We start from the raw sequence: 14,279 nt of genomic DNA, 5'->3' as shown, positions 1-14,279 counted from the left end.
CTCATGCTGCGGAGTTAACTACTTTCCGATTTCAGTGACAGGGCTCTTGACGGTCCGTTCCTTCACATACTTGGCATCGGCGGGAATAATCTTGCCGCCGCCGTAACCGCGGTCGCCCGGAGGCAATTCGAACACAGGTGTGGTGTCTTCGTATTGGAGGTCGGGCAGAACCGCGCCTTCGGGCCAGTAGGCCAGGGTACGGTTGAGCCAGTCCCTGTCGTTGCGTTCCGGATAGTCTTCGCGGTTGTGCGAACCACGCGATTCCGTACGCATGAGTGCGGCCTGGGCAATGCACAGCCCCAGACGGACCTGTCCCTTGAGCTTGAGCGCGGCGCCCAGCTCGTAGTTTGCGCCTTCACCGTCGGAAACCAGCCCGATTTTATCTGATTTTTCCAGCACGTTTTGCAGGGTGGCCACGCACTCTTCCAGGTCCTTCTGGTTGCGGAAGACGAAGCAGCCTTTCATCAGGGCTTCCTGCATTTCGTTGCGCACTTCATAGACATTGAGCTTGCCGTTGCGGCCCTGGATAAGATCGCTGATGCGTTCTTCCTGCTGACGCACGGAGTCGCGCACCACGTTGGTGCTGAACGAGATGTCGTGGCCGTCGAGGAATTCCACGATCTTGGCACCGATGATGCCGCCCGCCACGACGGTTTCGGCCAGGGAGTTGCCGCCCAGGCGGTTGAAGCCGTGCATGTCCCAACAGGCGGCTTCGCCAGCCGAGAACAGCCCCTTGAGACCGTAGGCCGCGCCGTTCTTGTCGGTACGGATGCCAGCCATGGTGTAGTGCTGGGTGGGCCGTACCGGAATGAGCTGGGTACGCGGGTCCACGCCCAGGAAGTGATGGCAGATCTCATCCACTTCGCGCAGCTTGGTGGAGATGTGCTTGTCGCCCAGGTGGCGGATATCCAGCCAGAGGTGCTCGCCATACGGCGACTGCACGCCCTTGCCTGCGCGCATATGTTCGGTCATGCGCCGGGAAACCACGTCGCGCGAGGCGAGTTCGGCCTTTTCCGGCTCGTAGATATGCATGAACCGCTCTTCATTCACATCCAACAAGGTGCCACCGTCACCCCGGCAACCTTCGGTCACCAGAATGTCGGTGGGCACTATGCCGGTGGGATGGAATTGGATGGATTCGGGGTTGCCGATGGGAACCAGCCCGGTTTCGTGGGCCAGGATGTGACCGGCGCCGTCACAGATGACTGCGTTGGTGGTGGCTTTGTAGATGCGGCCGAATCCGCCCGTGCAGATGGCCGTGGCCCGTGCCAGGAAGACTTCCAGCGCGCCGGTGCGCAGGCAGCGCACGACCGCGCCGTAGCAGCATTCGCCGTCGTGAATCAGGGAGATGGCTTCCTTTTTGTCGAAGACGTCAATGCCCAGTTCGGCGCAGCGGTTGTCCATGGTGCACATGACCGCGTGGCCCGTGCCGTCGGACGTGTAGCAGGTACGCCACTTGGCCGTGCCGCCAAAGGAACGGGCCGTGATCAGGCCTTCGTTTTCTTCCTTTTCGTATTTTTCAAATTTTTCCCCACCCTTGAAGTAAAAGGACTTGCCGGGAACAACGCGGTTCCAGGGCACGCCCCAATGGGCCAGCCTGCGCATTTCAATGGGAGCGGTGTCTGCGAACAGACGGGCTACTTCCTGGTCGCAGCCCCAGTCCGACCCCTTGACCGTGTCGATAAAATGAATGTCGGTACAGTCGCCTTCACCTTTGGCGCAGTTGCCGAGTGCGGCCTGCATGCCGCCCTGGGCCGCCGAAGAGTGGGAACGCCGTGCCGGGACAATGGAAAGACATGTGGCTTTGAAACCGTTTTGCGCCGCCTCGACCGCGACCCGTTCGCCGGACAGGCCCGCTCCTATGACGAGCAGATCGGAATAGTACGTTTGCATGAGATACCCTCGCTAGCCTAACGTCACGAAACGAATCAGGGTTATGATGCCGATGGTCATGAAGATGCCGAACATCCAGCCTTCGAACTTCTTGGCCTTGGGACGGGTTTCGGCCTTGATAACGCCCCACTTCACACCAATGCGGTAAAAGCCCACGCTGACATGCAGCTCCACGCAGGGAAGCAGAATCATGTAGAACAGGAACCACCAGGTCTGTTGCATGCGGGCTGCGGACTTGGCCGCGGTGATGGGCAGGTCGTTGAGCACCACCCACATATGGATGGCACCAAGAATAAGGATGATCATGGCCGTAGCCGCCTGTACCACCCACAACCACGTGTCGCGGTGGTGCAGCATCTTGGCATGGTCCCAAATGGTCTTCTGCCCTTCCACACGGAAGGGGATCTTCCGGGCGGCCAGAGCAAAATGAAACAGAAACGCCAGGAAAATCAGCGGTCCGCCCAGCTGTGCCATGTAGGTGACTTCAAAAAAATAGGCGATGGCGTTCATAAGCTTGGGAGAGATCACCACCGAGGACACAAGCAGCATGTGACACCACATGAACAGGACGAGCCCCGCCCCTGTGAGCATCTGGAGCCAGTCAAGCACTCCATCGGTGCGGGACAGGCCGGAATGTGGAATTGAACTGGTTTTCAGCATCGTCTCACAACCTGTTGTTTGGATAGTTCTTCATGAAGTTCCCCGAACCTTTCCCCAGGTATCGACCGACAGCGGCACAAGGCCCTCAGCCTCGCATACACAATCTGCGCCGAAGTCCGGGAGAGACAACATCACCGCCGGTCCGGATGGTTCCCATACCCTTGCCGAATACACCTCCGTTTCACGGTGACTGGTTAAATTATCGAGTGTTATGTCAAGAGCAACACACATGCCAAAGATCAAAAATATAACAGCCCTGAATAATTATATGTTCACATTATCACAAAGTGCCTTAAGCGAAAATCCGCCGATACCATTTTTTTCATAAGCAAAAAACCGCCGATTATACACGGCCCTATTTTTCAAAATAGAAAAACCCGGACAGTAAAAAACTATCCGGGTTTTCTTTCGTTATTCAAAAATATACGGCAATAAATTTACGAATCAGACGTATATTCCCTCTTCAGATTGAATTTCGCCATTTTTTCATTGAGGGTCCGCCGCGGAATCATAAGTTCGGCAATGACGTCCTTCATATTGCCCTTGTGGCGGATGAGGGAGTCCTTGATGAGATTGCGCTCGAACAGGTTTACCTGATCCTTCAGCCGCACGGCCGAGGCGCGCTTGTCCACGGAACTGCCGGAAAGCAGCTTGTTGATACGCTGGGCCGGAGGCAGGGAGGAGAGCACGTAGCGCTCGGCAAGGTTCTTGAGTTCACGCACGTTTCCGGGCCATTGGTGGCTCATGAGCTGGCCCAGGCTTTCTGGAGCAAGGGGCTCTGCGGGCTTGTCGTAATTCTCCGCGGCCCGGTCCATGAAAAAGGAAAACAGCAGAGGGATGTCGTCCTGGCGTTCCCGCAGGGGCGGAGCCACCAATTCCACGGTATTGAGCCGGAAAAACAGGTCCTCGCGCAGTCTGCCTTCCCTGACTGCCTGACGCGGGTCTTCGTTCATGGCGGAAACCAGCCGAAACTCCACGGAGCGGCTGCGGTTGCTGCCCAGCGGGGTGACTTCCTTGCATTCCAGGGCGCGCAGCAGCTTGCCCTGCACATCCAGGGGCATGCTGTTGACCTCGTCCAGAAACAGGGTGCCTCCGTTGGCCGCTTCCAGCTTGCCCATGCGGCTGGCCTGGGCCCCGGTGAAGGCACCGGAGCAGTGGCCGAACAGTTCGCTTTCGGCCATGTTCACGGGAATGGCCGCGCAGTTGAGCGCCATGTAGGGACCGTCGTTGCGCTCGCTCATGGCGTGGATGGCGCGGGCCACCACCTCCTTGCCCGTGCCTGTTTCGCCGATGACCAGCACGTTGGCCATGGTTGGAGCGATATGAGCAATTTCCCGCTTAAGGGCCCGCATCACACGGCTGGTGCCCACAAGCTGGGATTCCAACCCCTTGGATCGCTGCATATCGCGCCGCAGTTCCCTGTTTTCCAACACCAGATGGCGTTTTTCCAATGCACGGTTGATCGTTTCCAGAATCCGTTCCGGCTCGAACGGTTTTTCCACAAAATCGTAGGCCCCGTCCCGTATGGCCTGTACCGCCATGGCAATGTCGCCGTGGCCGGTAAACAGGACGACCGGGATTCCGGGATCTATCAGTGCCAGGGTCCGCTGCAGGGCAACACCGTCCATGCCCGGCATCTTCACGTCCGAAAGCACCACGCCGGGAAAATCCTTGGTAATGGTCTGCACCACTTCCCTGGCGTCGGAATAGTCCCTGACCTTGAGTCCGGAAAGCTCGAGCCACTGCCGGGCCGAATCCCGCACGGTCTTTTCGTCATCAATGAGAATGACATCAACCATTGGCGTCTTCTCCCTCCATTTGCTCGCGACTGATGTGAAGCGGCAGCCAAAGGAGAAATCTGGCTCCGCCGCGTTTGCGGTTTTCTGCGCGGATGCTTCCACCCATGTCCTTGATTATTTTATAGGAAATCGACAATCCCAGGCCAAGCCCCACCCCTTTTGTCTTGGTGGTGACAAACGGCTCGAACAACCGGTCGCTCACTTCCGGGTCTATCCCCTCGCCGGTGTCCTGCACGTAGAGCAAGGCGAAATTCCCCTGCTGGTTGGCCGAAATTTCCAGACGCTTGTCCTCTTCGTCCTGCATGGCATCCAAGGCATTGCGGAAAAGGTTGATGAGCACCTGCTCGAACCGTCCGCAGTCTCCCCGCACCGGAATCCGGCCGCCGGGCAACGTCAGCCGCACCAGACAATTTTCCACTTCAAACTGGTGCAGCATCAGGGTCATGGCATCGTCTATGGCCAGGCGCAGATCGAATTCCGAGTCCTGATCCATGGATTTTCTGGCAAAGGACTTGAGCTGGCCGGTTACCCGGGCCATGCGGTCGCCTATGCCCGAAACCTTGACCAAGGTGGGATCCAGCTCATCCAGCTTGTTGCGGGAAAGCATCAGCCGGCAGCTGGCAACGTACATTTTAAGCGCGGCCAAAGGCTGGTTGAGCTCATGGCCGACTGCCGTTGCCATTTCGCCCACTGCCGCCAACTTGCCCGCCTCGATAAGCTCGTCCTGCGCGGCCCGCAGTTCCCGTTCGGTGCGTTTGCGTTCTTCGATTTCCTGAGCCAGCTTGGTGTTGATGGCCCGTATTTTCCGGGCTTCCTTGGCCTGACGGCGCGATTCCTGCTTCTGTTCGCGTTCCTTGAGGAACATGCGCATCAAAATGGCCAGCCCCACCAGCACAAAGGAGGTGAGCACCGACCCCAGCGTGCGTTCCCACAACACGCGCACCCCCATCAGATAGCTCATTTCCCAGTCGGTTCCGGCAATGTGTCGGCTGGTCTGAAGAAAATGCTCGCGGTCGATGGTGACCATATCCATAAGGCCGATGGAGCTCGGCCGGGCTTCCAGCCAATGCAGTTTGGGCTCGGGATACTGTCCCCGTTCGTGGATGGTCTGCAGGGTTTCGGCGGAAAGAGGCGTAAGAGTACGATACTTCCAGGACGGACGGCTGGACAGGATGATGACTCCGTTGGCATCGGCCACAAAGAGATTTTCGCCGCCTTCCTGCCAGATGGTCTGCAGCTGGGAGAGGTCGATCTTGGTAACGGCCACCCCCACGATTTCATCCTCCACCACCACGGGATAGGACATGTAATAGCCCGGCTTGCCCACGGTGATGCCCACGCCGTAGAACTTGCCTTCCCGGCCCTTCATGCCGTCCTTGAAATAAGGGCGGAAATAAAGGTCCAGCCCTATGAAATTCTTGTCCTGCCGCCAGTTGCTGGCGCAAAGGACCACGCCCTGGGGGTTGAGAATGTAGACGGCCCGCGATCCGGCCTTGTGGTTGGCTTCTTCCAGAAAACGGTTGACCGCCCCCGAATCGCCGCCTTCGGTAAGAAATTTGCGGACCAGGCCATTGTGCGCAATGAGGAACGGCAGATAGCTGTACTTGTTCAGTTCCAGCTTGAGCGTGCTCTCGTACAGGGTGAGGCGTTCATCTGAAACGCGCTCCATATCCTGAATGTAATCGAACTGGACGAACAGGGCCACGAGCAGGGGAATCGCCAACAGCAGAAACACGGGAAGCACTGCTCCCGCCACCATTTTGTACAGTCCGGCTCCCGACTCTCCGTTTTCCCAAAGCCGTTTCAGCATCCTGCCGCCTTTCGAATTCAGATGAGCGTGTCGTGGTATCTTGTCCTTATCCTGCCATCCCGCGCCCTGGAAGAAAAGGCCAATGAACTGAAAAGCAGTGAAAATTTGCAATGCATCAGTCGGTGGATGCCGTTGAAAGCCCATGAACAAAAGATGGAATGAAGATGCTTTTTGTCTGTATACGTTCTGGATGTGGCCCGCATGCGCGGTGCTTCGGCTGCTTGTTCAGCAACAGAAATCGACTTGAAAGGAGTTGATCTGCAATCGTGCAGTAGAATTTTCCGGCGGCTCTTCCTTTCGCATGGATGATCTTTTCCATTGCGCTGCCGTCAATTGGGCCGATGCGGATGCCCGGCATTCGAAGGGTTGAAATTGTGTCGTTTTGGCAAGCGTTCGTTCGGCAAAACGAACAGGACGGACACGACACCACCGCCCTTTATCATCATGTTCAGAAATCGGCCCCCAGCCGCACCACAACCCGGAAATCTTCTCCGAGTCCGTACGTGCTTCTGCTTTCCGGAACGGCCGTTACCCCGTTGAGGTCACGAAAAACAACGATGGGAACGCCACACGAAAGATGCCAGCGCGGGCTTATCTTCCAGTGAACGCCGGGCGTCAGATAGATGGTATTGCCGCCCGTATTCCCCGCCAGATCGCCGTCGTACCAGTCGGAGTCCTGATACACGCCGTTGAATTCCAATTCCAGATCGAACGACCGGTTCAGGGCGTATCCGTATCCCAGGTCGTAGGTCAGCTTGTCGCCCAGGCGGGAGTCATGCGCTCCATCGCCGGGAAACGTCGCCATCACATGCGCATCCACCCGCGAACGTCCAATGAACTTGGTGGCGCCCAATTCGATCTTCGGGTCCCAGGAGCCGGAGCCCAGCTGAAAACTCGGGCCCATGTATTCGTGCGTGTTGGAAAAAGGTGATTGGTTCTTCTTGTCCGGGTCGCCGGTGGGCATTTTCAGCCCCACGCCCACGGCCAGGTTGAGCCAGTCACCGCTGCGCTGGGTCATCAGCGCGTACCTGCCGAAAAGAACGACATCCCCCAAACCGTTTACGCTGTCCGTATAGCCGTCGAGGTTTTTGCCGCCCTTTCTTTTCACCTGCTTGTCAAAGTACGGAACAATGGCCCGTGCCTCGAAGTTCTGGAACAAACCGGCCCGCACCGTCAGCTTCACGACCTGGCTGAGCATGTCGTATTTGCCGTTGTAATCCCCGGTTTGGCGGTCGTTTCCGTCGTACAGGTTGTCCTTGTGCGTGTAGATGTACTTGAGGTTCGCCTTCACCTTCCCTTGCGGCAAAACAATGCCGTTGGACATGTTGACGGGGCCTATGCATTTGATCGGTTTTTTCTTGGCCTTTGCCTGTTGGGCAGATGCAGGCCCCTGGGTTGTTGTTTGCCCGGCCAAGGCCGGGGACCATCCCGCAACACACAGAAAGAGTGCCGCGAGAACAGTGGTAAGCAGCTTCAAAATACACCTCCTCATGTACCGCCGCTCCATGAACCTTCCCTCATCCTTTGCCATTGCGCCATGAAAACGATAATTGTTTTCATAACAACTGCAACAGCGTAAATATGAACACTTTGAATGTCAATTTATGAATGGATATAATGCAGTTATACCAATAAAGACGGTCATTTCATCGCTTAAAAAGTTTTTTGATTTTCAGATTAAATACAATTATGTCTTAAAATACAATGAAATCAAATTTCTTCTGATGAAACATGCAGGCCATTTACATTTTAAAAAAAATATTTTTCTTGTGACCACGCGGTTCTGAGAAACAATGCGGTTCTGAAAAACAATGCGTACGGCACAGCTAGACCGCCAAGTCATTGCAAAAATGTAGGCGCAGACACTTTGCCAGGTCGTCTGACGGAGCTGCCTTTATGTTTCCCCCCTCTGCTTCCGCCCAAACCACGATGAAAAACAGGAAAAACCCAGCAACAAAAAGCCCGCCACCGCAAAAAATGCGGCAACGGGCATACGCCAGGAGTGTTGTTCGGGTTTATTGCTTCAGGGCAGTGGCCCAGCGCGTGAACACTTCGGGATATTCAAGCACGCTGGAGTCCGTATACAGAGGCAGGCTGTACACCGCCCCATTTGCCAACGCGGGAATTTTGGACAGGTCCGAATTCTTTTCCTGCGCCGCGCGCAGGGCAAGCTGCACGGCAAAGGCATCGCCTGTGAGAACAATCACGTCCGGATTGGCTTCCGCCATGCCCCGAAGCCGTGCCGTCATGGCATGGCCCTTGGATATCCGGCTTTCGTCTCCCACCATGGGAGCACCCGCGTTGGTGCATCCCAGGGGCTCCAGAATATACTGATCGGTGTATCCACCCGGTGCTTCCACCCGGATGAAGGTCTTGCCCGTGGCGTCCGAATACACGCCGTTGAGGATGAGCACCCGCAGCCCCAATTTTTGTTTGGGAATGCTCTTTTCCACTTTGGCCATGCGTTCATTGTAGCTTGCAATGACCTGCCTGGCCTGGACTTCTTTGCCCAGCAGTTTGGCGGTCTGCTCAATGGCCGGGATGAGGCCCTTGTTGAAATCCACATACTCCACCTGTACGCCCGGCAGGTCGCGGACCAACTTTGCAGTCCCGGCGGGATTGATGTTCCTGTACAGGCAAAAGTTGTCATTATTTTCCAGAATCAGCCGGGTTATCCCATGCTGTTTCATATAGTTGGGCAGGACTTTGGGCTTTTTGGTGACTATGCACTTGGGGCACCCCAATACCTGCGAGGCCAGGCGCAACTCCTTGCACATGGGCCATGTGGAACAACGCACGGACATGGCTTCGGGCAACACACCCAGGCTGCGCGAGATATCCACCAGACGGTCGCCCACCATAACGGCCTTGATTTTTTCCGGGGCCTTCACCGGGTTGGCCCACACGCCTGCCGCAAGGCAGAAAACCAAAAAGGCCGACAGACAAAACACACTCAGCAATACACGAGTCTTGCGCATTATATTCTCCATATGAGGGGTCAGAAGCAGTACCCGAGGCGGGCCACAACCTGGAAATCTTCACCAATGCCGTAGGTGCTTTTGCTGTCCGGGGTGGCGGACTCGCCGTTCAAATCCCGGTAAAAGACCACGGGCACACCAAGGGAGAGATGCCAGGCATCGTCGATCTTCCAATGCACGCCGGGGGTGATGTACAGCGTGGTGCCCCCGGTGTTCACGGTGAGGTCGGAGTCGTAGATGTGGGCTTCCTGGTATACGCCGTTGAACTCCAGCTCCACGTCAAAGGAACGGTTCAGGGCGTATCCATACCCAAGGTCGTACTTCAGCTGGGTTCCCTTGCGCGATCCATGGGCACCGTCGCCGGGCAGGGTCAGCATGCAGTGTGCGTCCACCCGCGAGCGGCCCATGAACTTGGTTGCACCCAACTCGAATTTGGGGTCCCACGATCCGGTTCCCAGCTGGACGCCGGGCCCCATGTACTGGTGCTTGGCGGAAAATGGAGCTTGGTTTTCCTTGTTCGGGTCACCAGTAGGAATTTTCAGCCCCGCACCAATGGCAAGGTTGAACCAGTCCCCGCTGCGCTGAGTCATCAGGGCGTAGCGCCCCATAACCACAATATCGCCCAGCCCGACCACATCGTCCTTGTAGCTATCGAGTTTGGGACCGGCCTTGCGCTTGACTTCCTTTTCAAAAAACGGGGCCATGACGCGCGCATCAAAGTTTTTGAACAGCCCGGCCTTCAACGTCAGTTTGACCACCCTATTCACCCGGTCGTACTTGCCGTTGTAATCCCCGGTCATACGGTCGCTGCCATCGTACAGGTCGCCCTTGTGCACATAGACGTACTTGAGGCTGGACGTGACCTTGCCCGTGGGCAGCACCATGCCGTTGGACATGTTGACCGGACCGATGCAGCGCATGGGTTTTCTGTCCGGGATTTTCTTCACCTGCTTTCCGGAATCCGGACCTTTGCCCATAACCGGCCCAGCCAGCACAAGCTGTGTGCTCCCCACAAGCAACAGCAGCGTTGCAAGCAACGCCATGAATGGTTTCACAAAACACCTCCTCACTTGCCGCCAGCTCCGTGCCTTCCCTCTGGCACCTGCCAATTGATTATGAAAACGAATATCGTTCTCATAATCACAAGCGGGCAAATACACACGAAGAGGAAAACAAGTCAAGAAAATCAAAATATCGAACCTCCAGGGAGCATTGCTACATATTCCTCGTGGAATGGAATACTTCCGCCCTTGTTCATCCCACTCCCAAAGCTGGGCAAGATGGTACAAAAAGCAAGAACCCAAAGAGATACGGTTGCAAAGACCTCACAAGGCCGTGCATAGTGGAGAGACACCAGCATGTGTGGCCTATTGTGCCCGATTGCATAACCTGCCGATCTTTTGGACTGAGACAAAGCAAACCTGTGGATTGACGGCTGTCCCGAATGCTGCTCAAAAAGATGAAGCAACGCAGCTCTCATGCCTTTTACAGCCAGGAGTACTGACACTGCCCCCCAACGGATTGGTAGCAACCGTCATATTCCAGGCTGCTCAAAAAGGCGGGAGAACCAAAAAACTCACCGGCGCAAGGTAAAATCGAGGTCGACGCGTATTCTTATATACGCGAGGACTCAATTTTACCGAGGCAACGCAGCTATCGTGCCTTTTTCAGCCGGTTGGCCTGCTCCCATCAATCGCGAAATTGATGCCCACATCACGCGGGCTGCTCAAAAAGGTGGGAGAGCAAGGCGCAAGGTAAATTGAAACGCGACGTGTACTCTTCTCGTACACGAGCGGAATCAATTTACCGTGGCAACGCAGCTATCGTGCCTTTTTCAGCAGCCTAAGACAAAAAGGAGATACAACATGTTCATAGTCAACCTCACCTACATCGCCCCATTGGAAACCATCGACGCCCTGCTGGAGGAACACATTGCATTTCTCAAGGCGGGGTATGCGGAAGGCGTACTCATGGCCTCGGGACGCAAAGTGCCCCGTAATGGCGGCGTTATCCTGGCACGGGCCGAATCCCGCGAGGCCCTGGACAAAATCCTGTCTCGCGACCCCTTTTACAGGGAAAAGGCGGCCGAATACGAAATTACCGAGTTCATCCCCACCATGACCGCGCCTGAACTTGAAGCCATGAAGGAAACTCTGGACGGCTGACAAGGTCCGGGCAGGACATGGTTACAGGGCACGGCTGCCGATTTCGGCAGTCGTTTCCTTTGGAAAACGGTCCAAGGTTTCGCTTTTCCACCACATGGGGTACAGCCCAAGGTATGAACATCTCGACCGCAGCCATTTCCGGCCTGCTCGCCGCGTTCTCCATGTTTTGGACCATGCCGCAGCAGGCGCGAGCGCAAACCGCATCTGTGTGCAGCCCCTATGTGCAGGCCAAAGCGCATGGCATGGTGCGGGTGGCGCAGCCCACCACCGTGGACATCCGGCTGAAGCGCCCCAGCCTCTGCAACCCGGTTGCGGACAAGACCCTGCAAAAACAGCTTGAAGAACTGGCCCGCAATTTCATTTCCGGCCTGGACCCCGACATGGCGCACGATGCTGCCCGCCCTTTTCTGTCCGGACGGCTGGGCTGCCGCGTCCAAACCGGTCCTTTCCTCAGCCTTGCCTACACCACCGAAGAATTCATGGGTGGTGCGCACCCCACGCGCTCCTGCCTTACCTTTGTTTTCGACATGCGCAACGGCAAACTCCTCGCCCCGGAGGACATTCTTGCCCAGCCGGACAGGGCGCTGCCTGTCATTGCCAACACAGCCATACGCCAGCTTGAAAAACAACGGGGAAATCCACTCCCGGAATCTGAACGCTACCGGCTGGCACCCGAACCTGAAAACTACACCCATCTGCTGCTTGCCCCGAACGGGTTGCTGGTTCTCTTCCCGATTTCCCAGACAGGGGCGCGTTTTGTCGGCATGCAGAATGCGACGGTTCCGTATTCCGCCATACGCGCCTGGATGCGCCCCGACATTGTTGAACAACTGCAAACGCCCAGCTCATCCGAGCGAACCAAAACGGAGTAGCCATGCTCTTTCGCCCCGTCCGCCGCATTTTCCCCGTGCTCTGCCTGCTGCTGGTCCTGTGCTCCCCCTTTTCCGCCAGGGCGGACATCATCCCCAAGGAGATGAAGCCCATCTTCCTGACCACGATTCTGGAAAACCTGGGCGAGTACCCGCAGTACGTCTTTATTCAATTGGAAACATTGGGACGCGATATCCGAAATGCCAAAGTGCTGGACGGCAAGGGGCGCATTCACAAGGGATACAAGTTCAACCATCTGGAAATTCTGGCCGTGCCCAAGGAGCTTTTCGCATCCAAGGTGCAGGCGGGAGAAAAACTGGCCACAGTGGAAGAGCTGGACGTCCTGAACCTTCGGGAAAACCCGGCCATTGCCCGCACCACACAGCCCATCGAGGCCGGGCAACAGCTTGTTCCACGCACCTCGGAAGTCGCGGGCAAGGAAATTTTCTATCGCATCCTCTCCGTGACCAACGGCACGGTGGCGCTGGAAAAAACCGGGGAAAAAATCTTTACCGAGCAGCCCAACCAATACCCGGTCAATCTCTTCCTGTTCGCGTTCGCTTCCACCTTCAGTGTGGAGCTTGTGGCCTTTTTCATGCTGCTGCGCCTTGTGTTCCGCTACAAAACGCCGGGAACGCTGCGGGCGCTTTTCTCCGTGGTCGTGGCCCAAACCCTGACCCTGCCCGTGCTCTGGTTTCTTATTGAACACTACAACCTGATGGGCAGCATCGTTGCCATAGGCGCGGAATCTCTGGCCGTGGGCGTGGAAACCCTGGTCTATACCTGGCTGGCAAAACTGCCGTGGCGCATGGCCTTTCTCATCAGCCTTACCTGCAACGCGGCCTCGTATATCGTGGGGCTCATGCTCTAACAAACCACCGGCGGTGTCCCTTTCCACAGCCGTCTGCCACGGCCAGTTCTCAAGGAAACAGGGCTTCCCAAGGCTGATAATATTGACTTTGGCAGGTCAAAAAACTACTTGTCCATTTTCTAAATACGCTGAGCAAGGACCAAATCTGATGGAGCCTACAAGAATTCTGACCGGAATAACGCCTTCCGGCACGCCTCACCTGGGAAACTACGTCGGAGCCATTCGCCCTGCGATACAAATGAGCCACCGTAGCGATGCCCAATGTTTTTACTTTCTGTCCGACTACCATGCCCTGATCAAATGCAAGGACCCGGAACGGGTCAATACGTCGAGCAGGGAAATCATCGCCTCGTGGATGGCTTTGGGCCTGGACCCGGACAGGGTCACCCTGTACCGCCAGTCCGACATCCACGAAACGCCGGAGCTTACCTGGATTCTCCAGTGCGTAACCCCCAAGGGGCTTATGAACCGGGCCCACGCCTACAAGGCTGCGGTAGACAAGAATACTCAGGAAAAAGACTCGGACCCGGATAGAAATATCAATGTAGGGCTGTTCTGCTACCCGGTGCTGATGGCGGCCGACATTCTGATCTTCAATGCCAAGTACGTTCCCGTTGGCAAGGACCAGAAGCAGCATCTTGAAATGGCACGCGACATTGCCGAAAGCTTCAACCGCCTTTACGGGGAAACATTCATCCTGCCGGAAGCGATGATCGACGAAAAGATCCCTCTGTTGCAGGGAACGGACGGCCGGAAGATGAGCAAAAGCTACGACAACGTCCTCCCCATCTTCCTGGCGGAAAAGGATTTCAGAAAACGCATCATGCGGATCACAACGAACTCCCTGGGCCCGGACGAACCCAAAGACCCGGATACCTGCACCCTGTTTGCCATGTATTCGGCATTTGCCACGCCGGAAGAAGTGGCAACCATGCGGGAACGCTATGCCCAGGGGATTTCCTGGGGAACCATGAAAACAGAACTGTTCGACTACCTGAATGCGCACCTGGAAGCTCCTCGCAAACGCTACAAGGAGCTCATGGACGATCCGGGATACATTGAAGCCACCTTACTGCACGGTGCGGAAAAAGCGCGCGAGTACACGGTTCCGCTGCTCGAGAAAGTACGCCACGCCGTGGGCATCCGTAAGATTTAATTTTTTCCCTCTTTCTTTCGCACAGAGAAAGGCCGCTTCTTTTTGGGAAGCGGCCTTTTTCATGTTGCCCGCGACAA

12 protein-coding genes are annotated in these 14,279 nt (G+C 56.2%); 4 read left to right on the top strand and 8 right to left on the bottom strand.

Annotation, left to right across the window (positions count from 1 at the left end; all coding sequences use genetic code 11):
- Nucleotides 1-18: 18 nt before the first annotated feature.
- The 8 genes from ACI0FJ_RS16085 to ACI0FJ_RS16050 form a co-directional block, all read right to left on the bottom strand.
- Nucleotides 19-1,893 carry a fumarate reductase flavoprotein subunit gene (locus ACI0FJ_RS16085; protein WP_424305003.1) on the bottom strand — a complete coding sequence of 625 codons (1,875 nt, stop codon included), beginning with the start codon at nt 1,891-1,893 and terminating at the stop codon, nt 19-21.
- 12 nt (nt 1,894-1,905) lie between these two features.
- Nucleotides 1,906-2,553 (bottom strand): succinate dehydrogenase/fumarate reductase cytochrome b subunit, encoded by a 648-nt coding sequence (locus ACI0FJ_RS16080; RefSeq protein ID WP_424305001.1) that lies wholly within the window; start codon nt 2,551-2,553, stop codon nt 1,906-1,908.
- A 437-nt stretch (nt 2,554-2,990) separates the two neighbouring features.
- On the bottom strand, nt 2,991-4,352 hold the full coding sequence (locus ACI0FJ_RS16075) for a sigma-54-dependent transcriptional regulator (protein WP_424304999.1): 1,362 nt from the start codon (nt 4,350-4,352) through the stop codon (nt 2,991-2,993).
- Nucleotides 4,345-6,162 carry a sensor histidine kinase gene (locus ACI0FJ_RS16070; protein WP_424304997.1) on the bottom strand — a complete coding sequence of 606 codons (1,818 nt, stop codon included), beginning with the start codon at nt 6,160-6,162 and terminating at the stop codon, nt 4,345-4,347. Before ACI0FJ_RS16070 ends, ACI0FJ_RS16075 begins: the two co-directional genes overlap by 8 nt.
- A 115-nt stretch (nt 6,163-6,277) precedes the next feature.
- Complete coding sequence (locus ACI0FJ_RS16065; protein WP_424304996.1) at nt 6,278-6,481, bottom strand: hypothetical protein; 204 nt, start codon at nt 6,479-6,481, stop codon at nt 6,278-6,280.
- Between the two features lie 129 nt (nt 6,482-6,610).
- The gene (locus tag ACI0FJ_RS16060) at nt 6,611-7,639 is read right to left on the bottom strand and encodes a transporter (RefSeq protein ID WP_424304994.1); all 1,029 of its coding nucleotides are present in this window, start codon (nt 7,637-7,639) and stop codon (nt 6,611-6,613) included.
- Nucleotides 7,640-8,177: 538 nt separating this feature from the next.
- Nucleotides 8,178-9,140: an ABC transporter substrate-binding protein gene (locus tag ACI0FJ_RS16055; protein WP_424304992.1), complete on the bottom strand. Its 963-nt coding sequence runs from the start codon at nt 9,138-9,140 to the stop codon at nt 8,178-8,180.
- Nucleotides 9,141-9,160: 20 nt separating this feature from the next.
- The gene (locus tag ACI0FJ_RS16050) at nt 9,161-10,195 is read right to left on the bottom strand and encodes a transporter (protein ID WP_424304990.1); all 1,035 of its coding nucleotides are present in this window, start codon (nt 10,193-10,195) and stop codon (nt 9,161-9,163) included.
- Nucleotides 10,196-11,005: 810 nt separating this feature from the next.
- Here ACI0FJ_RS16050 and ACI0FJ_RS16045 point away from each other — a divergent pair.
- From ACI0FJ_RS16045 to trpS, 4 genes are all read left to right on the top strand, one after another.
- Nucleotides 11,006-11,305, top strand: coding sequence for a YciI family protein (locus ACI0FJ_RS16045; protein WP_424304988.1), 300 nt, complete (start codon nt 11,006-11,008; stop codon nt 11,303-11,305).
- 113 nt (nt 11,306-11,418) lie between these two features.
- On the top strand, nt 11,419-12,177 hold the full coding sequence (locus ACI0FJ_RS16040) for a hypothetical protein (protein WP_424304986.1): 759 nt from the start codon (nt 11,419-11,421) through the stop codon (nt 12,175-12,177).
- 2 nt (nt 12,178-12,179) lie between these two features.
- Entirely contained in the window at nt 12,180-13,046 is an 867-nt protein-coding gene (locus ACI0FJ_RS16035) for a hypothetical protein (RefSeq protein WP_424304985.1), read from the top strand.
- Between the two features lie 148 nt (nt 13,047-13,194).
- Entirely contained in the window at nt 13,195-14,202 is a 1,008-nt protein-coding gene (gene trpS / locus ACI0FJ_RS16030) for a tryptophan--tRNA ligase (protein WP_424304983.1), read from the top strand.
- Nucleotides 14,203-14,279 lie beyond the last annotated feature (77 nt).

This window comes from Desulfovibrio sp. 7SRBS1 (genome assembly GCF_049723905.1).
Classification (GTDB): Bacteria; Desulfobacterota; Desulfovibrionia; order Desulfovibrionales; family Desulfovibrionaceae.
This window is presented reverse-complemented; position numbering and strand designations above follow the sequence as displayed.